18 protein-coding genes are annotated in these 25921 nt (G+C 53.1%); 10 read left to right on the plus strand and 8 right to left on the minus strand.

Annotation, left to right across the window (positions count from 1 at the left end; genetic code table 11):
- The first annotated feature begins 370 nt into the window (after positions 1-370).
- Positions 371-1213: a glycosyltransferase family 2 protein gene (locus C443_RS02210; RefSeq protein ID WP_005533385.1), complete on the plus strand. Its 843-nt coding sequence runs from the start codon at positions 371-373 to the stop codon at positions 1211-1213.
- A gap of 102 nt (positions 1214-1315) precedes the next feature.
- The gene (locus tag C443_RS02215; protein WP_005533387.1) at positions 1316-2251 is read left to right on the plus strand and encodes a DUF1616 domain-containing protein; all 936 of its coding nucleotides are present in this window, start codon (positions 1316-1318) and stop codon (positions 2249-2251) included.
- Between the two features lie 66 nt (positions 2252-2317).
- Here the strand turns inward: C443_RS02215 and C443_RS02220 are convergent, their stop codons facing one another.
- Complete coding sequence (locus C443_RS02220) at positions 2318-3487, minus strand: glycosyltransferase (RefSeq protein ID WP_005533389.1); 1170 nt, start codon at positions 3485-3487, stop codon at positions 2318-2320.
- 265 nt (positions 3488-3752) lie between these two features.
- Between C443_RS02220 and asnB the strand changes: the two genes are divergently transcribed.
- The 7 genes from asnB to C443_RS02255 all read left to right on the plus strand — a co-directional run bounded on the left by asnB (position 3753) and on the right by C443_RS02255 (position 13948).
- Positions 3753-5642, plus strand: coding sequence for an asparagine synthase (glutamine-hydrolyzing) (gene asnB, locus C443_RS02225; RefSeq protein WP_311241334.1), 1890 nt, complete (start codon positions 3753-3755; stop codon positions 5640-5642).
- 129 nt (positions 5643-5771) lie between these two features.
- Positions 5772-6962, plus strand: a complete 1191-nt coding sequence (locus C443_RS02230) for a glycosyltransferase family 4 protein (protein WP_005533391.1) — start codon at positions 5772-5774, stop codon at positions 6960-6962.
- A gap of 234 nt (positions 6963-7196) precedes the next feature.
- Positions 7197-8987, plus strand: coding sequence for a hypothetical protein (locus C443_RS02235; protein WP_005533393.1), 1791 nt, complete (start codon positions 7197-7199; stop codon positions 8985-8987).
- Positions 8988-9051: 64 nt separating this feature from the next.
- Positions 9052-10008 (plus strand): glycosyltransferase family 2 protein, encoded by a 957-nt coding sequence (locus C443_RS02240; protein ID WP_005533395.1) that lies wholly within the window; start codon positions 9052-9054, stop codon positions 10006-10008.
- A 113-nt stretch (positions 10009-10121) separates the two neighbouring features.
- The gene (locus C443_RS02245) at positions 10122-11318 is read left to right on the plus strand and encodes a sulfatase-like hydrolase/transferase (RefSeq protein WP_005533397.1); all 1197 of its coding nucleotides are present in this window, start codon (positions 10122-10124) and stop codon (positions 11316-11318) included.
- Between the two features lie 76 nt (positions 11319-11394).
- A complete protein-coding gene (locus C443_RS02250) occupies positions 11395-12576 on the plus strand; it encodes a glycosyltransferase (protein ID WP_005533398.1) in 1182 nt (393 codons plus the stop codon).
- A 70-nt stretch (positions 12577-12646) separates the two neighbouring features.
- Positions 12647-13948, plus strand: coding sequence for a hypothetical protein (locus tag C443_RS02255; protein WP_005533399.1), 1302 nt, complete (start codon positions 12647-12649; stop codon positions 13946-13948).
- Between the two features lie 45 nt (positions 13949-13993).
- Here the strand turns inward: C443_RS02255 and C443_RS02260 are convergent, their stop codons facing one another.
- The 5 genes from C443_RS02260 to C443_RS02280 all read right to left on the minus strand — a co-directional run bounded on the left by C443_RS02260 (position 13994) and on the right by C443_RS02280 (position 21416).
- Positions 13994-15253: a hypothetical protein gene (locus C443_RS02260; RefSeq protein WP_005533401.1), complete on the minus strand. Its 1260-nt coding sequence runs from the start codon at positions 15251-15253 to the stop codon at positions 13994-13996.
- A 12-nt stretch (positions 15254-15265) separates the two neighbouring features.
- On the minus strand, positions 15266-17386 hold the full coding sequence (locus C443_RS02265; RefSeq protein WP_049943829.1) for a carbohydrate-binding domain-containing protein: 2121 nt from the start codon (positions 17384-17386) through the stop codon (positions 15266-15268).
- A gap of 592 nt (positions 17387-17978) precedes the next feature.
- Positions 17979-18479: a hypothetical protein gene (locus C443_RS02270; RefSeq protein ID WP_005533403.1), complete on the minus strand. Its 501-nt coding sequence runs from the start codon at positions 18477-18479 to the stop codon at positions 17979-17981.
- Positions 18480-18537: 58 nt separating this feature from the next.
- Positions 18538-20043 carry a lipopolysaccharide biosynthesis protein gene (locus tag C443_RS02275; RefSeq protein WP_005533404.1) on the minus strand — a complete coding sequence of 502 codons (1506 nt, stop codon included), beginning with the start codon at positions 20041-20043 and terminating at the stop codon, positions 18538-18540.
- A gap of 236 nt (positions 20044-20279) precedes the next feature.
- Entirely contained in the window at positions 20280-21416 is a 1137-nt protein-coding gene (locus tag C443_RS02280; protein WP_049943830.1) for a Gfo/Idh/MocA family protein, read from the minus strand.
- A gap of 514 nt (positions 21417-21930) precedes the next feature.
- Here C443_RS02280 and C443_RS21575 point away from each other — a divergent pair.
- Positions 21931-22104, plus strand: a complete 174-nt coding sequence (locus C443_RS21575; RefSeq protein ID WP_167321075.1) for a hypothetical protein — start codon at positions 21931-21933, stop codon at positions 22102-22104.
- A gap of 94 nt (positions 22105-22198) precedes the next feature.
- Here the strand turns inward: C443_RS21575 and C443_RS02285 are convergent, their stop codons facing one another.
- Entirely contained in the window at positions 22199-23005 is an 807-nt protein-coding gene (locus C443_RS02285; protein ID WP_005533407.1) for a glycosyltransferase family 2 protein, read from the minus strand.
- Positions 23006-25234: 2229 nt separating this feature from the next.
- Positions 25235-25777 (minus strand): DUF7344 domain-containing protein, encoded by a 543-nt coding sequence (locus tag C443_RS02295; RefSeq protein WP_049943848.1) that lies wholly within the window; start codon positions 25775-25777, stop codon positions 25235-25237.
- Positions 25778-25921 lie beyond the last annotated feature (144 nt).

The following is a 25921-nucleotide window of genomic DNA, read 5'->3' on the forward strand; positions in this document are numbered from 1 at the left end:
TAACAATAGTAATCGCCGTACGCAGGCGCTTTTCCGAATCGGCCTAACGAGATATTTATCGGTCCGACAGTTCACTGTATATGACTGCTAACCATGGAAAGTAAGGAATAACAATAGATCGATTTGTCCAACATGGCGACAGAGAGGGCCCCCATTGGTGGCCGGTGAGCGGCCCTACGACCTACCATGACTATCACTGAATCAGAGGTTGCTATTGGCGCGTGGGTCTGGCAAGAAGGCCGACCCGGGATGAGTAGCTCTCTTGTCGGTAGCTCTATGCATACCGTACCGGACTCGCTCCAGCAATGCAGTCGTGCTGTACAACTCATAGAAACGAAGCGAGACCACTTACCAACAGGGGGGACATAGAGTGTACAAAGGCTCAACTGTCGGTGTCGTCGTTCCGGCACACAACGAAGAGGGGTTCATTGGTGAAGTCATTGACTCACTTCCGGAGTATGTCGATCAGGTGTTTGTTATCGATGACTGCTCGACAGATGGCACGTGGACCGAGATCAAGGAATACGTGGATGCCGAAGTAAATCAGGCGGGTGTGACCGGTGATTCCGCAGAACAAATAGCGGTCGCCGATGGGGCCGGAACAACGGTTTCTGAAAGCCAGACGTTCCTCGACAAGCGTATCGTTCCGGTTCGTCATCAGACCAACGGCGGTCGCGGGGCCGCCATCCAAACCGGATACGATCTCGCGCTTATGAGTGGCATGGACGCGGTTGCAGTCCTTGATGGCGACGGTCAGATGGATCCGAACATCCTTAATGAAATCCTTGACCCAGTCGTTGAAGGGGAAGCGGATTACGCGAAAGGAAACCGCTTGATATCGCGACGCCACTGTACTCAGATGTCCAACTGGCGGTTTTTCGGGAATGCGCTCCTCACGTTTTTGACAAAGATCGCAAGCGGACACTGGAAAATGCGCGATCCACAGAACGGATACACCGCAATTTCCGCAACGGCGCTCGAACAACTCTCGCTGAACGACCTGTTTAACGATTACGGGTTCCTGAACGATATGCTAATCCACTTAGACGCGAACGGAATGACAGTTCAGGATGTGCCGATGGAGGCATTTTATGGCGACGAGTCAAGCGGAATCAGATACAGTTCGTTCGTTCCGAAACTATCCCTTCTGTTACTTCGTGGGTGCGTCTGGCGGTTACACGAAAAGTACCTCTCTCGAACAGAATCAGAGTAACCACATCTGGCGGGGGTACGTCGCTCTTTGACACCGCAAGCGACATCATCAAAGACGGGTATGCAGTTGTTACTTATTATGCCGTCGGCGTGAGCGGAACATATGGGTAGGTGGTCGGATGCTTTGCCAGCGACTGTCGACTTGCTTGCTGCCGTTGGGTACACCGCAGTTGTGCTCCTCGCAACATTGTCGTCTCTTGACGGAGTTTCCCTCGCGGCCATCGCGCTCCCGTTTCTGCTATTCGTTCCGGGTTATGCCGTGGTCGCGTCGCTGTTTCCGACTCGGAACCCGGAGTACGAGAACCACCGGTTGATCACCACAGAACGGATACTGTACTCAGTTGTGGCAAGTATCTGTTTGGCAATCATCGTCGGAGTCAATCTTGAGTTCACACCGTGGCCGATTCGCCCGACACCAGTCGTCACTACCCTTGCTATCGTAACTGTGGTGGCAGCTGTGATCGCGTGGTATCGGCGTCGCCAAAGGACACCGACGGGCCTCGGTCAACCCTCGATGCCCTTCGGAAACTCGCGGGCCGCCAGCGGAAGTTCCGACGGGGAGGGGATACAGCTAGGGACTATCGTTGTCGGTGTTGCGATCCTCGTCACATTCGCCAGCGTGATGTTGGTCGCGGCCCAGCCACAGCGCGGCGAGGCGTACACAGAATTCGGGCTGCTGACCCAGAATGAGACTGGCGATCTGGAGGCCGGTGGCTATCCGGAACAGATCACGATGGGCGAGTCCGAACAGATGTATTTCACTGTCACCAACCACGAGATGGAGACAACTGAGTACGTCGTCGTTGTGCAGTTGGCCAGAACTGCGCCGACAGGAGAGGTAATAGAACGTACACGTCTCGATAGTTATAACAACCGGACCGCGGCTGGAGACCGCTGGTTGCAGCGTCACACGGTTACGCCGGTACTAGAGGGGGAGCGCTTGCGGTTGACGTATTTGTTGTACAGAGGAAGGCTCCCGGATCAGCCCACAACTGAGAACGCGTACCGTGAGACTCACATCTGGGTCGACATAACGTGAACTGACAACGACAGGAGTCTGGGAGTCGGTTTCAGACTGTTCTGATGGCTAGTCTGCCAGAGCCACTCAGGAGGTGGTGAGCGGCTCGGATCGGTTACCGACACCATCAGCGACCTCCTCCGATGCGAAGTTTTGAATAAACGCTTCGTACTGGTCGATCACGGCCGTCGGAGCGAAATCGTTCGCACGCTCAACCAACACGTCGCTCGGGAGTGAATCGTCGAGCGTCGCCTGTATGGCCGCTGCGAGTCCCTCATCGTCATCGACATCCACGAGTGGGCCGTACTCACCGCCTTTGAGGATTTCCGCCGGGCCACTGGGACAATCGGTCGAGACGACCGGACATCCGCAGGCAAGTGCCTCGATAAGTACGGTCGGCAGTCCCTCGTGGATTGAAGACATTGCGAGGACGTCCGCACCCGCCATGTAGCCGTACGGATTGTCGACAAAACCGGGAAACGAAACCGCGTCGTCGATGCCTAACTCGGTCGCGAGGGTTTCGAGTTCGGTTCGCTTCGACCCGCGACCGACAATTATCGCACGCGTGTCCGGTTGAGCGGCATGGACCCGTTCGAAAGCGCGGAGGAGCGATCCAAAGTTCTTCGCTCTCTCCAGACGTCCGACACCGAGAACAACGTCAAGGTTCGCAGAGTCGATCCAGGGATGGTCCACCGATTCCCTTGCCCGCTCCTGCACCTCATTGACTGGGATCGGGTTGTGGAGAACGGACACCTTCTCACGGTCGACGCCGACGTGTTCTACGACGCTCTCAGCGACACCTTCCGAAACGGCGACGAACTGGTCTGACTGGTGTGCGAGGCGACGCTGCAGCCACTGGACGAGTTTCTCTTTCGGTTCTTCCTGCATCCCGAGTGTGTTGTGGATTGTCGAGATAGTGACCGTATCAGCGCCAGATAGAATCTGCGAAATCATGTGAATGTCGTTAGCATATGTCATTTGTGAGAAAAGTATTTGGGGCGATTGTCGCCGCAGATATCGCACGAGAGCAGGAATGCTCGCACCGATTCCTATCCCCGGTATGCGCTGTGTTCCCAGGTCGACGAGGTTTACACTTCCGGCGACATCGGTCTGGAAATCTCCCTCGTTGAACGACACGACAAGGTCTACCTCGTACCCGCGCTTGGAGAGCCCGTTCGCAACAGAAACTGTCACACGCTCGGCGCCACCGACTGTCAGAGAAGGAACGAAGAACGCTATCGGCCCAGTGTCTTCCATTAGTTTCACAGTCTGTGTGAGCGGGCTTGTTTATACTCCCCCTACGCCGGTTCTCGGGGTGCGTTTCTGACTTTCCTGCAGTGCTCTGGTCGATTCGAATGGCTCGAATCGTTCATGTAGGCCGCGTAGCGGGACAGAAATGCCCTGTGAGAGTTTTACAACGGACTGACACCCGATGTGGATAGCGTAGAGTGGATGATAGTCCATCTGACTCGTTCATGTAGGGAGGGTATAATTTTGAGCATCGCAGTAGATTACGCGGACAATGTGTGGAATCTGTGGTCAGTATATTCGATCTGGCTCACCTGCAACCGACGTTCTTGAACGTATGAACGACTGTCAGTGTCACCGAGGTCCTGACGACGACGGGATTTTCAGCGATGGAAGTATTGGACTCGCACACCGACGACTCAGTATCATCGACCCCGAGAGCGGCGGACAGCCGATCCACAACGAGAACGGTACAGTAACCGTCATCTTCAACGGAGAGATCTATAATTACGGTCATATCAAGGACCGACTCACGTCCGCTGGACACAGATTTACCACTGAGACCGACACGGAAGTGCTGGTCCACCTCTACGAAGAAGAAGGCCCCAGCTTCGTCGACGAACTCGATGGAATGTTCGCGTTCGCTCTGTGGGACAGTGAGCGAGAACGCCTGTTACTGGCCCGTGACCCGATGGGTATCAAGCCGCTCGTTCTCGCCGAAACGGACGACCAGTTCGCGTTCGCCTCCGAGCTCCCATCGCTGTTCGAGAGCGATATGGACCTCGGCGGCATTGATAGGGATGCACTGGCTCAGTACTTCGCATTCGGCTATATTCCGGCACCGAAAACGGCCTTCCGCAATGTCTCGAAGGTCCGGCCCGGCGAGCGGATACTCATATCGGACGACGGTATCGACCGCGAGAAATACCACGACCCATCGATAACGCTCCGCGACCCCGATATTGACACTGCTGCCTCACATCTCCGCTCGCTCGTCGAATCAGCGGTCGAAAAGCGCTTGATGGCTGATGTCGAACTCGGCGCGTTCCTCAGTGGGGGAATCGATTCGACGATAATCGTCGGAGCGATGGCACAGCTCCTTGACGATCCCGTCAAGACGTTTACCGTCGGTTTCAATCAGGATCGATTCGACGAATCCTGGGCGGCACGAGAGGTGGCGTCTTTCCACAACACCGACCATCACGAGATTACGCTCACGGCGAATGACGTACGCGAGTCCGTGCCGGCTGTACTGAATAAATTGGGGGAACCCTTCGCCGACCCGGCATTGATGCCGAGCTACGCTGTGTCCCGGGCCACGAGAAAGAACGTCAAGGTCGCACTTTCAGGGGATGGTGCCGACGAGCTGTTCGCTGGGTATGATAAGTACCGAGTCGAGTCTCTGTCAAAATACTATCGGGCGCTTCCATCTCAAATACGGAAATACGCCGTCGAACCGGCTGTGAACGCACTACCAGCCTCACGTGGGACTGCAGTCGGCGACGCCGTATACAAAGGACAATGGTTCATAAATCGGAGCGGAGCACGATCGGTCCCGGAACGACATTTCGATTTAATGCGCGTATCCGACGACCACGCTATTCAGTCCGTGACGAACGTCGACCCGATCGAAGCTGGGCAGACCACTCTCCGGTCACAGCACGCCGCAATATCCCCCGAACTGACTGACAGGGAGAGTTTGGCACGGATACAGGCTGTCGATACCCGCTTATCGCTCCCGGATCAGATGCTCACGAAAGTCGACCAGGCCAGTATGTACAACTCACTTGAGGTACGTGTTCCGTTCCTCGATACTGCTGTCGTTGAGTATGCACTCAGTCTCCCAACAGACCACAAACTAACTGGCCGTGATCGAAAACGTGTGCTGAAACGAGCCTTCGATGATCTACTGCCGGAGTCGATATTACAGCGAAACAAACACGGGTTCGATATGCCGATCGGTGAGTGGTTCAAACACGAACTTGCCGATGAGTTCGTCTCGACGGTCCGCTCTACCGATCTGGGCATTCTCGATACAGCGGCGACCTTAGACCTATTCGAAGAGCACGTCGATGGAAACCACGATCACTCGCGGTTCCTCTGGACTGTATACGTCTTCAAACACTGGGCGCTACGTATGCAAGAACAGGGCGTCCTCGAATAGGAATACGGAGTCAGGAGCCGGTGTGACTATACACCACGATTTGGTGTCTTGTACTGGCTATAGTGGCATATTACTCAAAAAACCGACTGTTAACTATACCCGTCTACCCGCAAGAGTCGGGCGACATAAATGCATATACTCCGGGTCGCCCAGGACATCTTCCCCGAAACCGTCGGTGGTGCGCCATATCATATACATGCGCTGAGCCGTGATCAGGCTTCGATGGGGCATGAGGTCACCGTCTTGACTGTCTCGGACGGGGTGGAAGAGCGAGAGGTCACCGATCAAGACGGGTACACCCTGATCAAACAACCGCCGAAGCTAGAGCTCCTCGGGAACCAGATCTTCGCCAACACTGTCAGTGATCTACGTGGTATGGAAGACTTCGACGTGGTTCATACCCACTCTCACCTGTTCTTCTCGAGTAACGTGGCCGCTCTGTACTGTCGCATGGCCGACATCCCAATTGCAATCACATGCCACGGCCTCAACTCACAACGAGGTCCGTTCTGGTTCTCGCGTGCACACCTTCGGACGCTGGGCAAGTGGACATATGATTCGGCCGATGTCACGCTTTGCTACACCGATGTCGAGCAATCTAAACTCCGTAATATCGGTGTCGACGCTGACATCGCGGTTGTAAACAACGGAATAGATACCAACCGCTTCTCACCTGCCGGACAGGAGCATCCCGATATTGTGAACCAGAGCGGCCAGGCAATCGTGTTTGTCGGCCGCTTAGTCGATGGGAAGCGGCCCCAGGACGTGTTAGCTGCGTTCGATTCGATACGAAAGCACTGTCCAGACGCCTCGCTGTTTTTTTGCGGCGATGGCCCGCTTCGAGACCGTCTCGAATCGACAGTCGCTGACAAGGGACTTGCAGATGCTGTGGAATTTCTGGGGCGGGTCCCATATCAACAGATGCCATCGGTATTCAGAGCTGCGGACTTGTTCGTCTTGCCGAGTCGGACTGAAGGCTTTCCACGGACAGTTATCGAAGCGTTAGCCTGTGAAACGCCAGTCGTTGCCAGCGATCTTGAACAGACCTCGAAAATAGTTAATCAAACGGGAAAAACAGTCCAAGTCGGCAATATCGAGGGATTCGCGACGGCGATTTCTGATTTGCTCAGCGATGAGCATCGGCTCTCAGAACTGGGAAAGCACGGTCGAGAAATCGTCACCACGCGCTACAACTGGGCAGAGACAGTACGAGAAACAACGGAAATACTGGGCCAAGTGGCTGAAATCGATGACTCCATGATTCGAGACAAGAAGGAGTCGATCAGCAGTCCCACACCTGTGATCAAAGACGAGATCTGAACGCATGGCGAATCGAGTACCGACTGATTCGGGTTGCACGGCTCGACAGCAATGTCGCGTTTTCGTGGCTCAATCGTCATTGCGGTTCAGGTGGGCTATTGACGCTGGTGAGAGCCTGACTGTGGTAAGGGCGATGGCCTCAGACTCGTTAGTTGCTGATTACTTAATATATACCGTACACAAGATCCGCAAAGGCGTGATCTCACACTGCGTAGCGGGTCAGAAGGGTAATAAATGAGTCACGAGACTAATCTCGATCGGGAGTCATTTGACAGCTTTGAGTTCGCCAACCGCGACATACAGGAATATCTGGTCATCCTCCTGTCCGGTATCCTTGTCATCGAGAGCGCACTCTTCCTGTCCATTCAACCGGTAACCGGATACGAAACCTCGCTGGTAGATGGGCTGTCCCAACTGTTCTGGTTCACTTTCTATTCGGTCATGATTGGCGGCATATTGACACTGATAGCAGCAGCTATCACACAAACGAGGTACTGGCGACACGGTCTTGGCCTCGTGTTTTCAAACTACGCGTTGTATTTCTTCCTCCCGAAAGCTCGCGGCTATCGGTTCTATGGACAGGGGACAGCAGATGCACTGCAACACTTCGGCGATGTCAAGGCGATCCTCGAAACGGGATCTCTTCCCGGAATCTGGTATCCGGGTGAACATGTGCTGATGGCCGAGATGGCGATGCTGGGTGTCCCGATTGACGCGATGCCATATCTGGTTGCGTTGTTGTTTACGACGATCCAGATCATCGGAATCGGAGTCCTCGTAAAAACGCTCTCGGGAAACCGGGGAAGTCTGGCGGCCGGACTAGCGGCCGGCAGCACTCTCATCTATACGACCTTCCATCTCTCAAACCACCCGGCGATGAACTCATTTATGATCGTTCCGGTCTTGCTCACGCTCACAGAACTGTATCGACGGAGTAACGACAACGAGTACCTCCTCTTGATTCTCTTGGTTGGTCTGTTCATCATCTACTCGCACCCGATGACAACCCTGTTTATGCTAGGTATATTACTGTTAACCTCTGTGTATTCCGGGCTGTTCGGATGGCTTTCTCAATCGTCCACTCCGCGACTCAGTCCGCGACTTGGTGTGGCTTTCCTTCCGCTCCTATTCGCCTGGCTCACCAACTTCGGTCAGACACGCCAAGCCATAATAAAAGTCGTTGCAGCACAGGACGATATGAACCCAGCAGCTAGAGAGGTACAGCGAGCCGGCTCAGTTCAGTTTTCACCGCTACAACTCGCCGAGAAATTCATCACGCTGTACGGGTCGACTACAATTTACTTCGCTATCGCCGGCGCATTCGCCCTTTTGACCCTGTACTGGTTTCTCTTCAGGGAGATGCGGTACGACTGGGGTTTCGGTTCGGTTCACTTCGTCGCAGGGCTCGGTGTCGCGGCGATCTTCCTTCTCAGTAATCTCATTGTGAAGGGTATAATTAGAGTAAACAGATACGCCCTCCTGTTCGCTGCAGTCCTTGTGGGGATGGCACTCATCCATAGCGCTATCAAGCGCAACTCGGTAAGCACCGTTGCTTTGACCGTACTCATCCTTCTAGGGGCCTGTCTCGCTGCAAGTGCTGCCTACGAGCCAAACCGTCACATGACCTACGCAGAGTACGATGGGTCCCAATTCATGGCAGCGAATATTGACGAAGGCGTTCCGATCCATGCAATGGATACGTCACATAAGATGGAAGCGTTCGTCTTAGGCACAAACCATCCCCGCTACTACCCACAGAGTTTCAGTATGAACAATAACTTGCCTCGGAACCTCGGCTATTTCAGCCAGGATGTGATCGCCTCTGATACGTTTGGCAGAAGTTATGTAGTCACGAAAACACACGATGTCAAACAACACACTGCCTCGTATTATACAAAGGACCAACAGGAATATTTATTCCGATACGGTGAAGACAGCCTGGCGAGGATGCACAACGATCCAACGGCAAACAAGGTTTATACCAACGGTGGGTTTACTGGGTGGTCTGTAGCGCCCCAAAATTAGCCAGCAGAGCCACGAATAGCCAGACACTAACTTTACTTCGATACCGAAAACCATCACCAGCCATATGCCAGATTCGCTCGTCAGCGTTGTCCTCCCGACATACAAGCGACCGGACAAGCTTCGGAATGCAGCACGGAGCGTCGCAGAGCAGACGTACTCAAATATCGAACTCATCGTCGTCGACGATCATTCCCCGCAGCCCGCAGCCGATACACTTGCCGGAGAGTCGCTGGAGGGTATCGAAGTCAACTGTATCCGTCACCAACAGAACAGGGGAGCGAATCAGGCACGGAACACGGGAATCCAACGGGCAGAAGGCGAGTACATCGCGTTGTTAGATGACGACGACGCCTGGGGCTCGGAAAAGATTGCTCGACAGGTTACTGAGATGGAAGAGAGCGCTGACAGCGTCGGCGTCGTCTACACCGGATGTGAGTACGATTACGGGGACTACACACGGGACGTTATCTTCACGGTGGAAGGGAATGTTACCAAAGACCTCCTCCTGGGAGAGTCGTTTGGTGAATTCTCGACGTTGATGGTCGCGGCTGATATCATCCCACAGGCTGGGCTCCCTGACGACCGGTTTCCCAGCTGGCAAGACAGAGAGTGGCTGATACGACTCTCGCTACATAGCGAGTTTCGAGTGATTACCGAGGTACTGACATATCGGAACTGTCCCGAAGAAACGGACCGAATCAGCAACAACTACGCTGAGAAGCGGGATATCTCCTACCCGTTAATGGTAGAGAAACACCGAGAACTCGCTGCGAGATACGGACGAAAATACGAGCGGGCCTTTCTCGCGTCACTGCTGTTCATTCTTGGACAGGAAGCGTTACGTTCCAGAGCATACTCTGATGCGAGAACGCAACTGCTCAAATCAGTGTATTATTGGCCATTTCGAACCGAAAGGTGGCTGTTTGCACTCGCTGCGCTCGGGGGCAGATTTAGCTACAAGCCAGCGAAAAACGCTATGCAGACACTCAACTCGGTGAAAACTGAAGCAATTACGAAATGAGCTGTTCTAGGTAGATACCCCATCCCATCACCAGGGAGTGTTTTTTTATGTGCTGTTTCATACCTCGTAGGGGTGTCTTTACTATATTGTTGTGGTAGCCACCCTCTGGTAGCATGGAGATCGACGTAGAGAACGTTCTCATATATGTTGACGACGCCGTCAGATATAACGCAATTAACGATGATCTCGCGGAAATCGGGCAGACCCACAAGACGATTGCGGCATCAACACACACGCCCACGTCGTTCGGGAGTTTGTTGACCGGGCTGTTACCACCGAACAGCAATATCCACAGCTTCAAGCATTCTGTGCCTGCGAACGTCCGTTCAGTATTCGATATTGAGAGCCACGAAGTTTCGATAGCTGCTCAAGGCGGAATGAATCACAGCATTGCGGAGATGTTTGCTAATCCTCCACGGAAATCGATCGACGATGTCGAGCCCCCTTTTGTCCACGTTGCGCGTCGGCCCGGTGGCCACGCGCCGTACGACGGATTCGACTGGGACGACTACGAATACCGCAACGAGACCGCTCTCGAATATCTCTGGCGCGTGTCGTCGGAGCCGGAAACGGCGCGAAGCGACTACTACAACGGTGTAGGCCGCTCGTTCGAAGAGTTCAAGCGTGTACTCCGGACGCTTGAACGCAAAGGGCTCAGAGAAGAGACCCTTGTCATCTATACCAGTGATCATGGCGAGGTACTCGGAGAATACGGGTACTTCGGACACACACACCTCGCGACGCCTGAAGTCGTATACGTTCCGACGTCGTTCATCCATCCGGATCTGGACCCCTCCGGCGAGAACGGGCTCTTACACCATGTGGACATCTTACCGACGATCGCCAGTGCGATGTCCTCGCAACCTGATTTCGGTAGGGTGGATGGAAACACAGAGGGAGAGGGTCGGACGACCGGCTATACGCACCTGAATCACATTCGATACGGCTCGTTACCGGGACCTGCTGAGAAGGTTGTCAGTCTCACTGGCGGGTTTGAGCGGACGATCAAGAGTCTCTGGGACGAACACGGCGGGCACACATTTGTGGACGGACACAAAACGACGTCATCGATCGTTTATTTGGCACTGCTACTGCAGAAACCCTTCGGACGGCAGCTCGTCCACAACAAGAAGGTTCGAGACTCATACCGTCGATTCATGCCGGGCCATCAGTCGTATGGAAACCCACAGTTTACTGCGGACGAAGCACGAGCGGAGATATCGGAACTCCTCTCAGGGGGGAGTGAAGAGACGGTACGTGACATTGACGAGGACACGACTGAACAACTCGAAAACATGGGTTACCTCTGAGTATGATCGCTCGCGCGAACACGGGGTCCACACTGCAACTCACATTTAGCACACAACCCAATGGAGTGATTCAAGAATGACAGCGGAGCGTACGACTCTCTGGTACTTCATCGGTGCACTCGTCGTCGGTGGTGCCGAGCGCACACTTGTTGATCTAGCGAACGAAATCAATGGCGAGGAATACGATATCACTATTTGGACAATATTCTCTACGAACCCACTCGAATCAGAACTGTCGAATGAGGTCACTGTTCGGTCGCTGACCGACGCTGGTCGTGTTTCGAACGGGGCGATAGATGGGGTCGAAAGCCCGCTCGTCTATCTGCTTGCCCCGCTCAAGTTCTGTCTCGTTGCCCGCCGCGAACAACCCGATCTCATACAGTCGTTCCTTTTTTACGACAACGTAATTGCCAGAGTCGCCGGCGTGTTCTGTTCTGCAACCATTATTACCGGCATTCGTGAGGTACCTAACGAGGAACCGGTTGTACGCCACGTTATCGATCGGGTGACGATCTCATTCTCAGACGTGATCGTTTCGAACTCCACAGCGGGACGGGACCACGCCATTGAGCGCGGTGCAGCGGAAGAAAACGTGGCGGTGGTCTACAATGGCCGGAACATCGAGCAGTACCGAACGACAGACTCGGCGGAGCTGCGATCAGAGCTAGACATCCCGACGGACACCACTGTAGTTGGAACCGTTGGCCGTCTCGTTGAGCGGAAAGGTCACTTCGATCTGCTTGATGCATGGCCAACTATTGTCTCCGAGATCCCCGATGCACATTTCGTATTCGTCGGTGACGGTGCCGATCGGGAGCATCTGACGGAACGAGTCAATTCACTCGGATGCGCCGATTCGGTTCATTTCCTCGGAACGCGACAGGATGTTCCCGCACTTCTCGGTGCGATGGATATCTTCGTCTTTCCCTCTCACTACGAGGGGCTTCCGGGTGCAGTGATCGAAGCGATGGCCGCAGAACTTCCGATCGTCGCGACACCTGTGGACGGCACCAGTGATCTGTTGGAGAATTACCGGACGGGATTGTTCGTCGACGTGCAGAAACCCGACGAAATTGCGTGGGCGACTATCCGTCTCCATCAGCACCAACCTCTCGCCGAAACGCTTGGAACTGCTGCAGGGCAGCGGGCGGCAAGTGAGTTTACGACCGAATCGATGGTTGATGGGTTCGAGCAGGTGTATCGGGAACTCGAAACTAGGTCCGAAGAGACCGCCTACGTACAGCCGCTGATCGAGTAATGGCTCTCCCGAAAGTGTATGCGGAGAGTAGCAACGGTATATTTTACTTGGTTTGTGTAAAGTGAACGATATGGCTAAAGAGACGCCGAATCACAGCTACCAGCGTCCGGATCGCGGCACGAAGGATTGGCATATTCCTTTGAACGAGAATTTCTCTCGAATCGATACGGAAGTTGAGATCAAAGATACTGCCGAAAATTTGGAGCAGTATCAACCAAAAGAGGGTGCCAAGTTTCTCGCAACAGATTCACGACGGACATATATCGGAAACGGAGAGGAGTGGCTTGAGTTCGGCAGCGTGGCAGGGCGCGCGCGCTCCGTCTCACTCGGCGAGAACGCTAAGAGAGCCACTGTAATGAGTGACGGAACGTTCATCGCTCAACCAGGACAACTTCAGGATGTCATCGATACCGCATCTACTGGGTCTGAGTTCGGCCAGGCTCCCGCACAGACTGTCAAGATGGTCTCCGGTGAGACGTACGAAGTATCCGAGACGGTCCGTCTAAAGAGAGGTGTCAGACTGGAATGTAATGGGGCGAAAGTAGTCCCGACGGGTGACTTCAACGTCTTCGAACTCGCCCGTGATACAGTTCTAATTGACCCCTTTGTCGACACTCGGGGCAAGAGTTGGAGTTCGACACAGGTCGTCATCGGGCCCCAAAACGCACAGAAGTTAGATACGGCCAACCGTGCCTGGGTAAAAGACGCATACCTTCTCGGAGACGCAGGTAAGGGTATCGGAATACAGTTCCGTGGTGGTTCGAAACCCTGCTCGATGCAGGTCGCAAACGGAACCCTCGATGGGTTTGACCGAGCAGTAGACTTCTACGCTGCTGGTGAGAACCGCGATCCGCAAGGTGACTGGTCGAACGGGAACCAGTTCTGGGGGCGGATGCAGGACTTCCGGATCGGCATTAGTATGCGGTCGGACGGTGCGGAAGTAAGCGGGAATACCGTTCGTGTCCAGGCGCAGCCCGAACCCGAAGTAAGTGAATGGCTCTGGAAAATGGAGGACGACCCACGAGAGTCCCGAGATGATGACAAATTCGTTATGAAAGGAAATACGATCATGGCCTATCCTTGGGACGTATCGTCATTCACACAGAACAACTCATATTATTCAGAGAGCGATCGAGATGCACCATTCTGGTTTCTCGGGCGTGGTCGCCGATATGGAAACTCACTTCTGGATATGAGCGGGGTACGTGGAAATCAATACGTGCTCAACAACTCAGATACACCAGACAGAAACGGTATCTTCACTGCACACGGTGGCTTCGTGGTCGGTACAACGGAGTTTGAGACAAAACCAGCGTACCAGCAAAACGATAGCCGAAATTGGCATCCGCAGTCGCGCAACGAGACGGAGTAGACAGCTACCTCGTAGGCTATAACCGCCTAAACAGTCCCAAGGCGGTTAGTTCTTCGAGTCCTCGTGCCACATCCGACTATCGCTGTTCCGCTGGTACGCAGGCGGGTGCGAGAACTGTCTGGTGCCGGTGACCTCTCCACCATGATAGGTGAAAATCCCATTTCGATCTGGGTAATCAGAATTGTTGACGATATACTGGTTCCCGAGCTTCCCGGATTGGTCAACGAGTGAATTACCGTAGTTTATGCCCTCGCCGATGTACCATATCGGCGGCTTCCGGTCGCCGCTCTCGGCAAAGGGATTGTTGTCCATGTAATTGTTGTTGTCCCACGGATACACCATCATGGTGTTCCCCGACTTCCGGTACATATTGTCGTCTCGATCGCTGTCGGACCGGGGATCGTCCTCCATGTACCAGAGCCACTCGCTCACGTCGTTGTCTGGTTGGACCATCAACTTGAAGACGTTCCCTGAGACTTCAGCGCCCTCAGAGCGTTGGTTGACGCCAACGCGGAAGGCTTCCAGTGAGCCGTAGAACTGGTTCCCGTTCGACCAGTCGCCCTGTCCGCTGTAATCGTCACCGCTGGCATAGAGATCGATCGCGATATCGAACCCGTGTATCGTTCCGCTAGCGACCTGCATCGAGCAGGGCTTCGAACCGCCCAGGAACTGGAGTCCGATGCCCTCCCCGGGTGTTCCCCAGAGATAGGCGTTTTCGACGGTTGCACGGTTCGCGAGTTCGATTTTGTCTGCGTCCGGTGCGCCGACGACGACCTGTGTCGAGTTCCAATTGACCGACCGGGTGTCAATGAACGGATCGATGAGCTGCGTCCCGCGGTACATCTCGATGACGTTAAAGTCGCCTTCTGGGATGATCCGAGCACCGTTACATTCGAGTCGGATGTTCCGCCTTAGTTTGATAGTATCCGACGGGAAGTAGTTCTCACCGGAGACGAGCTTTACAGTTCGGCTCGGGCCCTGTGCCCATGTGTGCGACTTGGACGCCTGATCGATCACGGACTGTACTTCGCCCGGCGGAGCGATGAGCGAACCGTCGTCGGCTTCAGAAACTGAATCGTCGGATGCACTGAGGCTTCCGACGCGGTTCCAGTTGCTGCCGTCGCCGATGTATACTGTGCCGGTATCGGTCGCTAAGAACTTCGACCCCGTCTTCGGTTCGTACTGGCCGATATTAGACTCGGCGTCCCGGAGCTCGACGTGGTTGTCGAGCTTTTCGAAGTTTTCATTAAGTGGTACGTGCCAATCGAGCGTGCCCTCTGCGGGCGTGTTGTATCGTTCTGCCATTGATCTATTGCGTTATTGGGTACCCCCGTACCCACCCATTCCGTAGCCTTCGCTGCCGAAGTCGTCAGTACTTGATTCGGTTGTCGTCTCAGTCTCAGTTGCCGTCTCGGTTTCAGTTGCTGTCTCCGTCTCTGCTCCCTCACTGAATTCGAACCAATTGAAGTCAATGCCGGAGCCAACTGCTTTCACCTGGATGATGTGGTTGCCACCATCCTGAACCGTTACGTCAGGCAGAGTCGCTGTCTGCCAGGTGGTCCAGCCACCGGTGTTCGGTACATCGACTGTCCCAAGCTGTTCACCGTCGAGGCTGAACTGCAGTTGCCTGTTATCGCGTGTCGTCGCAACGCGAACGTTGATGTCGTATGTTCCGGCCGGCACCTCGGCGGTGTATTCGAGCCACTCGCCGTCCTCGAAATACCCGACGTTATACTTTCCAGAGCTGTCCTGCGTTTCCCGGATATCGACGTCAGAATCCCGATAGCCGAGATCGTACTCATTACCAGCCGTGGTATCGTGATAGGACACGCCCTCGCCGCCTAAGTCGTACGCCTGAGATTGTATCCTCCCAGGAAGCGTCGGAACGTCGTCGAACGGCTGGTTCCCGGCGATCTCAAACTCTGCCCAGTTGAAATCGATACCGGACCCGACGGCTTCGACCCGAAACACCTGCTGTCCATCGGCATCGATGGTCACGCCCTCTAGCGTTGCAGTCTCCCAGGCCGTCCACCCACCCGTGTTGGGGACGTCAACAGTTCCGAGCTCCTGCTCACCCAGATGGAACCTGAGCTGTCTATTGTCTCGAGTTGTGGCAACACGGACCTTGAGGTCGTACTGTCCTGGCGAAACATCAGCCGAGTATTCGAGCCATTCGCCGTCCTCGAAGTAACCGATGTTGTACTCGCCGGAGTCGTCCTGAGTCTCGCGGATGTCGACATCAGTGTCACGATAACTGGTGTCGTATTCGTTCCCAGCTGTCGTATCAGAGTATGATACCCCTTCGCCACCCGTGTCGAAGTTTTGTGCCTCGATGTGTCCGGGAATCGTGACTAGAGTCCCGTTGTACGGTTTCTGTGCGTCGACTTTATCGAACTCGACCCAGTTTAACTCCACACCGGAATCCAGTGCTTCGACGCGAAGCGTCGATTGCTGGTCGGACTCGATTTCGACATCCTCTACCGTGACTGTCTCCCACGAGGTCCAGTCGCCCGTGTTGGGGACAGTAACGGTTGTGAGGGTACGATCCTCAAGAGACAGTTCGAGTCGCCCGTTAGAAAGTGCCGACGCCACTCGGACTCTAATATCGTACGTCCCGGCTGAGACATCGGTTGTGTACTCAAGCCACTCTCCGGCCTGGAAGTAGCCAATATTGTATTTCCCCGACTCGTCCTCCGTTGTCCGGATATCAACATCAGTATCCCGGTTTGCGGAACCATAGATATTTCCGCTAGACGTGTCGTGATACGCCTCCCCTTCGCCACCGATGTCGAAGTTCTGCGCCTGGATACGGCCGGGGATTGATCTGACTGTCCCCTCGTACGGTGACTGTGACTGTGTCGTACTGTCTGTCGAGATGTTCAGTGAGTAATCGCCACCGGTTCGACTGACATCCATGACCTGCAGATAGTGTGTGCCACTAGCTGAGAGGGATTCGGGGAGAAACACCGGCGCATTTGAACTCGCGTACGCCTGAGACAGGAGCTCACCGTCGGGGTCGAATACACCGAGCGCGGTTGCGCCCGTCTCAGAACCAGGCATGAATTTGATCGTTACGTCTTCGCCATTGGGTTTGAACGCAAAGAGATCGGACGACCCTGACGATAGTGTCGTCGAGAGCTGGGAGTCGATGCTGAGACTGCTGACCGAATTCAGCATGTTCGTGTCTCCGGCCACCTTCGAAACATCAATCGCGGTGAGTTCCGTCGTAACTGCTGGCTCACCTCCGTACCCGAATTTTGCTGCCGATCCACCTGTAGTAGGAACACCTTTACCGGTGCAACCTGCGAGGGAAGCAGCGGCGACACCTGCTAATTTCATGCACGTGCGGCGGTCTACGACGGTTGCTCCCGTCGTATCCTTATCGTCTCTCGACGCCTCGTCACTGTCGTGCGAGCGATACCGTTCTTTGTTGGTCACACTCCGGTAATCCCTATTTACTATTTTATTCGTTGTTACCGGCTGAGTTTTGTTTACATGACTTGCTACCCATGCGCCGTTTCTTGCATACCAACTTTCGACAAAATCTTACGATTGAAAATGGCATCTGAGAGATCACTTCTCGTATAGTATAATCGCATTACTGTATATTTGGAATATTAAGATGATACTACCAGCCGTCTAATTTGTGACCATCAGGTCCTTCTGTGGAAATTCAATAGGCCTATGGACTGAGTCTCGTTATAGAGGCGACGACGCCATCTGCACAAGTTCTCTTGTGAATTCAAGACCATCAGGCCATTCGCAATGGGTTTGGAGCCTCTACCGATTCTGGTCGAGGAACTACGATTCCCAGCAAAGAATAAAAGGTGGCCGTCACTCCCGAATTTAGCTGTGACCCGTTACACTCTGATCGTATATTCGGTCAGCAGTCGCACTATTGGACCATCTCAGTGGTGCTGATAGACCTTCGTACGTAAATTCTGCAGACTTCGAGATCAGTTCTTCGAAAATGAGGTCCACGGTCTACGCAATACTCTTGAATGAGTCTCAACCTTGGAGTGGTAGTTTCTCACTCCGCAGTCGGATCTTCCACTCCGACTCGACACCGACGTTGTAGAGACTCCTTTTCGTCTGCCAGACACGATAGTGAGATGATGGTATCACTGTTCAGGAGAGATGTCTGAAACGAAATGTGGTCGCCCACCGTAGTCCCGCTGTAGAGCGCTCTTGATGTTCGGTATTCCACCAATCCGGTCCGGCTGAAGACTTTGAGACTACCGTTGTGGTGATTTACTGTGACGTGGAAACGTATCGAATCGTACGTCTCCCGTAGCGAGGTTGCAGCCTCAGGTGATATCTCTGCTGGTGACTGCCCAAGCTGCTCCTCGTGTTCGGATGAAACAGTTGTCCCGTCATCGTCAATGACGGCGATCTCAGTCGTCTCTCCCTCGGCGATGCCGACGAACCGCTTTTGAACTATCTCACCTTGATTGACGAGCAGCAGCTGATCTAACCACCGCCCGCCCTGTAAAAACGGGACGACGCCAGCAAGCACTGATCGTCGCTTCATTGCGCTCCACTCCTCTGTTCGCCGGGTTGATTGGTTTGGATTGTCTGTCTCATTTTGATCACGCCAACGCGTCGAATATTGATTCGAGGTTCTGCTTGACTTCCCAATTGAAACTAAACATGAGGGCCAGAGCCAGAGCCACATACACTCCGATACCCACGAGAATTAACAGGACAAACTCCAATACCGGCGCATTAAGAGCCACTGTCTGATGGACGTAAGTCACTGCGGCTGCCATCCCAAGACTTGCCACCAGTGGATACGAGACCTCTCTGAGGACCCGAACTGGAGACGCTCCGACGGTCCGGGCAATAAGATAGGTGTCTATCGGCATCATCGGGAAGATGTAGATGCCCGTAATGAGGGCTGCGGTACCCTCGATTCCATACATCATCGTGGCTGGGTAGATGAATATCGCAATGAGGGCTACACGCACAGCAGAGAGTTTAGCGATATAGTCGGGTCGTCCGACTGCCTTCCAGACCGGTCCCATTGTCGCACCCATCGAACGCAATAGGCCGTAGATAGCTAGCAACTGCATTACTGGTATCATCGGCTGCCATTCGGGGGTAAAAAACGCCTCGACGAACGCGGGTGCGATTGCCGCGATCCCCATCGCTGCTGGGAACGAAGCTAATGTTGTCATTCTGAGCGTCTGGAAGTAGCCGGACCGTAGTTTCTCGACATCGTTCTGCACTTTTGAATACGCCGAAAAGGTCACACTCGAGATCGTCTGCGTGATTTCGGTCGCCGGTGCGTTCGAGAGCCGGTAGGCGAGCTGGTAAAACCCCAATGCACTTGCCATGAGCGCCCAGCCGACAAACGCATCGTCCCCTCGACTGTATAGGAAATATAGGATCGAGTTGGCCGTGACCCACTTCCCGAAACTGTACCGTTTCTTCGCAACGTCGAGGTCAAACGACGGCCATGGTCGGTATCCGTCTGCGATATACGAGACGAGGAATCGGGCTGCGTCGCCGGCGATGTATCCGATTGCCAGTGCATAGACAGTTGGCTCATACAGAGCTATGCCTACAGTGACGACGAAGTACGCCACTGCGCCGCTGACTCTGTAGACGAACTCTTTGTGGAAGTCTAGGCTCTTCTGGAAATAGACGACAGCAGGGTTTCGTAACCCAACAATAAACGGCGAGAGGGCAATGACCCGAAACAGATCGGTCGCCGCAGGTTCGTTGAACAACGATGCGATAAACGGGGCCCCAAGGAACAGGATCAAAGCGATTACTGTCCCCCTGGCAGTCTCGATTGTCCAGGCCGTGTTGAGCTCGCTGTCGACGTTGTCCTCCTCGGCCTGTATCAGAGCGGACTTGATGCCCAACTCGGAGAACTTCTTGAGTGATGAGAGCGTTAACAGCGCGATCCCCATCAGCCCGAACGCACGTGGAGACAACAGTGAAGCAACGATGACTAGCAATAGCAGCTCTAACCCCCGTTCAGTGACGTTCATTACGCCGACCCAAACGCCACTCTTCACAGCCTGCTCCATGACATTGTCACTGGCCGGGAGCAGTCGTTTTATCAACCGTTTCAGTTTATCTAGCATCGTTGTTCGAACTCCCCGTCACATATGTGACGAACCACAACATCAGGCGATTGAGGGACACCAGTTCGTTCTTCCGACTCAATACTCCGTATTGCTGTGCCTGCATAGACTCTCCGTTGCTACATACTTCGGATACCATCTGTTTGTTATGGGCGGGGTAACTGTGACGCAGCCGACCTATCAGGCTGTATCCCAACAGACTGTCTCAGTGTGCAACTGTTCGAGTACACTGGGATTTACTGATTGTCAGCAGCGAGTACTTGTCCGCTTTCGACCATCGACTCCAATGGGTTGTCGTCAATCTCCAGTGGGAAATCGACTCGCCCGCACCGCCGAGCGGACTCCCAGCACCCGAATATAAGCTCAGTTGCCTGCAGTGCGTTGTCAGCTGAAAGTTCAGGTTCGCGGCCTGTGGCAAGTGCGTCGACAGTGTCCGCTATTGCACGGTCAATATAACTTTCGGGTCTCGCGTTTTCTACAGTGGCTCCCGGTATTCGAGCGCTTATCTTCTGTCTTGCAGCGTCGAATATTGTTTCGTTGGGACCATGTACGTCCTCTCCACCAGTGTCGACCGTTGTCCAGTTTTTGCCAGTCCGGACCCGTAGCGGAACCTCGCCGCCGATTTCCATCATTCCGTCTGAGCCCAGCAGTCGCATATGGCAGTCGACAATGCCACCGTCCCCTGTCGATGCAAGTCCGTTGACACCGTCCGTATACCGCCATTGCGCGATGGCTTGATTCTCGTTGTGGGCCCCAAACTGTACGTTTTCTTCGCTGTATTCGATCCCAGCCATCACCCATTTCGACATCGTCTGGTCAGTGAAGTACCCGCAGAGATCAAACAGATGTGATCCGTAATCAAACAGATTTTTTCCACCGAGTTCGATTCGCTCTAACGAACCTATCTTTCCGCTTTCAAGCAGTGACTTGGCTTTCCGGAACGGCTTTCCGAACCGTCGTTGGTGGTTGAACGTAAGTTGGATTCCGGCCCGCTTACAGGCCGATGCCATTTTTTGACAGTCCTCCCATCTCGTTGCCATCGGCTTTTCACAGTGGATTGCGTCCATTACCCCACTCTCAGCACACGTCATCACGACAGGAGCGTGGATATGGGGCGGAACGCAGACGCTGACAATGTCGGGTTTGACAGCAGCGAGCATCTTCTCAGTGTCCGTATAAACATTACCGTCTGGGAGATCCCATCGTTCACCGAAGTTCTTCGCATTCTCCGGGACGACGTCGGCACAGGCGACAAGTTCGCACGAATCTAACCGTCTATACGCGCCTGCGTGTCTGTATGCCATGGCGAACCCGTCGGTATCCGGGTCGTCCGGATCTGCACCAGTCCCAATGACTGCGACAGTGTAAGTCATCGATGGAAGGTGGGATAGTAGCCTCAATAGTAGTAACCTCGTACTGGTTCACTCAGACAGTCCACAACGGCTGGCTGCTCTGCCCATCTACTGTGACAATATATCTGAAACTCTGGTCCTTTTATATCAGAGAGGGTGTACACAGCCATCTCGTGTAGTCTCAGAACACGCACAGTGTATTATATAACTTTTAAGTGATCTTGGTGGATCCAATCAAGATACCCACACCAGCAGCTAAGCATCTGTTCACTCGTGAACTGACCACGGTCGCTTCTTGATCGAATATATGAAGCCAGCTAAACCAGGCGGCGTTTAACTCCGGGGTGTCCCTATTTGTCTCGTAGTTGGGCCCCCGTCCAAACTATATCAACGACAGGCTAATGCTACAGCATGGTTGCCGGTATGGCCTGCTTACTAAAACGGCCTCCGTCGTTGGATTCTTGATACTGATGTACCAAGTTCGTCGCCGACAAAGCGTAGCTACGGTCGCGAGGAGGACTATCTCACTGTACTGATGTCTTCAGATGAAAAGACTAGGACTGTGGAGTCGGAGCAGGCGACCAGGCGGACCATTCTAGCCCTCGTTGCGACTGGACTCTCGTTCGGAATTGCAGTGCTTTTGAAGCGGGGGATATTATATCGTGGATACGGCGAGGATGGTTATGGTGAACAGGGATTCGGTGAGTAACTAGTACGGATCTTTCATAACTCTCTAAGGAAAGAGTTGGCCCAGCAGTTGCTAGTTTGTCTAAATTCAGAACAGTGAAGAGACCCAGAGACAGTTAGTCTGCCGATTCCGCGGATTCGGAGTGTCGATCAATATTCGGTATTTCGCCTCTGTCCTCTTCGTAGTGGGCGTAGTTCAGGAATCCTCGAAGACGACCAGCCGTCTTTGCAACAGTACTTCCCGCTTCTATAACGGTAGCTACTGGCGTTATTCTGACGTAATTCAGCGGGTCAAGTGCCTCACAGACAATATTCTTGAGTTGCTCTGCTTGTGAGACGTTACATTTTGACCAGTAGTACGGACTCTTTGTTTCGAGCTTATACTGTTTCTTCCAGTATTCCGTAATAGACGACGCGTACGGATGGTCAACGATGAGTTCGGGATCGTACCGAATATTAAACTCGGCTCTGATTCGCCTGGCAAGTTCCTTTTCCTCGTGACCCCATCCCATCTGTTCGTCCCATCCACCGACCGCTTTGAACACGTCCCTGTGAACGCCCATGTTACACCCCCAGAAGTGTTTGACGTAGCAAGGATCGTCCCCCCAGTCGTAATGGGCGGTGAAATGGCGAGCAAATACATCATCGACCGGGTGGATGGTTCGACCGGCGAATGCCGCCTCCGTTTCGAGGAGCTCATCGGCTTTTTGAAGATATCCTGAGCGAGGGCGGGAATCATCATCGAGAAATACGATCTTGTCAGCTGAGGCTTGTCTGATCCCTTCATTTCGTGCTCTAGTCACAGGGCTCTCATCACATACGATAACCTCAAATTCGTCGAACGCGTGCCCTTTGAGGCACTGTATTGCTTCAATTTCATCTCGTGGCTTCAATGTCGCGATAACAACGCTGACCGATACCATGTAATCTTTCTACAAAGTAGAACTCTCTTTCAAGACATTAGTATAGGCATCCTGTCATTAGTAGGTAACGCATTCACCTGGCTTACCCTGGCATGGTCGCAATGACAGCCTGTACCCACGATACAACTCCATAAATGAACACCACAAACCCGCCCATGGAAACCCAGCGTAGTCGCTTGTGATTTTTCGGACGGACACCATCTGGATTGCTGAGTTCGACCGCAAATAGAAAGCCTGCGTAGCTGAGCAGGTAATACAATAACGGGTTCCAACGGCCGATAAATATCATCCCCCCCAACGTTGCTGATAGCCAGATAATAAAGACTCCCACGAACTGTCGAACCCATCCAGCGCACATAGCCAATCAATACATGACCTTCCCGGTTTGTTATGCTACTACTAGCGCGTATATTGCGAGTGGTTTAGATCTGCTTACAGCGGCAGCCACCGTGCAGTAATATCGGTGCACAATCCCACGACGGGAACACGTGCAAGAGCAAGCTAGCGGGTTTATCAACGAGATACGGAAACAAGGAACCAATAAAAAGTGCGTACTCTCTACTGCTGTCGGAGGTTGATATCGGATTGTTCATCCTACTATTGAGTACGTTATATAGTAACTGACTGTTCAGCTATCGGCGTAGATCTCGAAGTGAATCCGAGTGAATAACAATGAACTCTTCTTCACCGAGTTGTGACTCATGTTCCGGTAAAAATATTAACTGTGAATCAGTCGAAGATTTGACAACCGTTAGTTCTTCCATCTCGTAGCCTAGGTCCGATTCCCAGTCTGGATCTGTCGGTACGTCTTCCCACTCCTCTGAGGACATCATTCAGCCGGCACTCCATTCAAACATCCCGATCTTGACAAACTCAACCGCTTGTGTGTAAACCGTGCATTCTGACCCTGGCCCCATAGCCATAACCTCACATTAATACAATCTTTAAACTCCCTCTCTACCGCGCTTACGTCGAGCATATCTCGGAAAGGTGTAATTACTATATTAAAGATTGCGCCCTTATACACAGCATCTACACATCATCTACACTCCATTTACTTACCAATCAATCCTACAACTCCCAATCCCAACAGTACCGTGAAAACAAATAAATCTCCGGTAGTAGGATAAAACTACTCGATACTCGATAGGCCAACTCTAGGCGATATCACTGTTTTGTGGTGTAGTGCGGGGAGCAAATGAATTGGGTACAGCCATAGGATTTACTATCGAATCAAATTCATTCGGAGATCTCTGAGTGTCTCCGTATCAATATCTCTCCAGTATCTAAAACATATATTACATATGTCCCTCTCTTATGGCCGTTACGCTCGAACCGCTAAACCGAAAGTATCACCCCAAATAGCACCACTACGAACTTTAATCCTGGGGTCAACACTTGAGTAAAAGACTCAGCTACAGCTATTCTCATCCAACTTTGGGGTAGTAAGCACCGCTATGTCGGAATAACACGACTATAACAATACACTCTTGAAGATAAGATACTGGTGGAGAGGGCAGTTACCCGACACCCACAACACCGGCCCAATCCTTACCACCCCCCTCAGGGACGCTCGTGCCCTGTATAGTCGCTGTCGACTCGGATCGCTCTCTCCACTTTGACAGTGAGCCGGAACGGCTTCGGTCACACCGTCCTTCCCGGCTCATTCCGATCTTGATTTTTTAGCTATGGCGTAGATCTAATCTTTTGCAAGGATTCGCCGATTCTCCTGACTACTTGTGGATTCACTGCCAGACGTCCTCAAGTTAAAATTAGGTCCTCAGAAAGTCATTGATGTCCAGCAGACACAACACAACTGCATACCAGAATTCGTGGCCGAAAACGAACGTTATGATTGCATTCAGAACCCCGGGTAAACACTTCTATAGCCGATATCTGGGTGAGTACTTCCGATAGTCGCAGCATCCGGAGGGTTTTATAATAAAATTCCGAAAGCTCAACACTGGTATACCTCGGATATCGACAACTGACAAGCGTCTAGAAGAAACCGACTACCTCAAATATGAACTCAATTACTAAACTGTAACAGTTACACGTAGCGGTGTATGCCGGAACATATCTCCGACAGCGAAATGGAACGGATTTCGGAATTCGCGAGCACTCCGATGTACAAACGGTCGCCCGATCAATTACTGCCGGACGGTGCTGCCGACGACGAAGAATAACATATACTGCTGGGGGGTATTTTCAGTCAGTTCAGCGTCCAACTCACGGCTCGCCGATATCAAACGTCTTATCATTTTTCCCTCGCCGTCCGGTGACCGCGTGAGCAATAGAAAGCACGAGAAATGAACTAATGACGACTAGCCCGATAACTAACGGACTGATCGCATTGAGCGGCGGCAGACCGGCAATTGCTGCTAGGAGTAAAATGGCGTTCAACAGGGCTACGGCCCCATAGTACTGATACCATTTAGATTCACCATCACTATTGCTGATGAATGGTTCAACCTCTGGAGCATCCTCTCGAAGAGCTATCTCACCCGTATCAGCGTCGTACGTTATTAGCCCTGCCTCTTGAAGCTTCGGAGCATGGGTCTGATACAGTGAGACGTACACCCGCTTTCGCGCCTGTGAGGAGAGCTCTTCGACGGTGGTGTCGTTCTCCCACGCAGCCAACTCCTCAGCTAAGTCGGTTAGCTGGACTGGCTCCTTTTGCTGGCGTAGATAGTAAAGCGTATATCGACGCCTCGAACTGCTGAGGATGTCGAACATTTGGTCGCGTGAGAGCTCTGGTTCTTCCTCTACCATCGGTTCGCTCATGACCTTGATTGCTGCATTGGTTTGTGTTCAGGCCGCGAGAGCCACATATATACACGAAACCCGGGGTACCGTTTTGTTACACCCCCGTTACCTTCTGATTCCTGAGTAAGAAATAGCTACTTGTCTCGCATA

Origin of the sequence: Haloarcula argentinensis DSM 12282 (genome assembly GCA_000336895.1) — an archaeon.
In the GTDB taxonomy this organism is placed as follows: domain Archaea; phylum Halobacteriota; class Halobacteria; order Halobacteriales; family Haloarculaceae; genus Haloarcula; species Haloarcula argentinensis.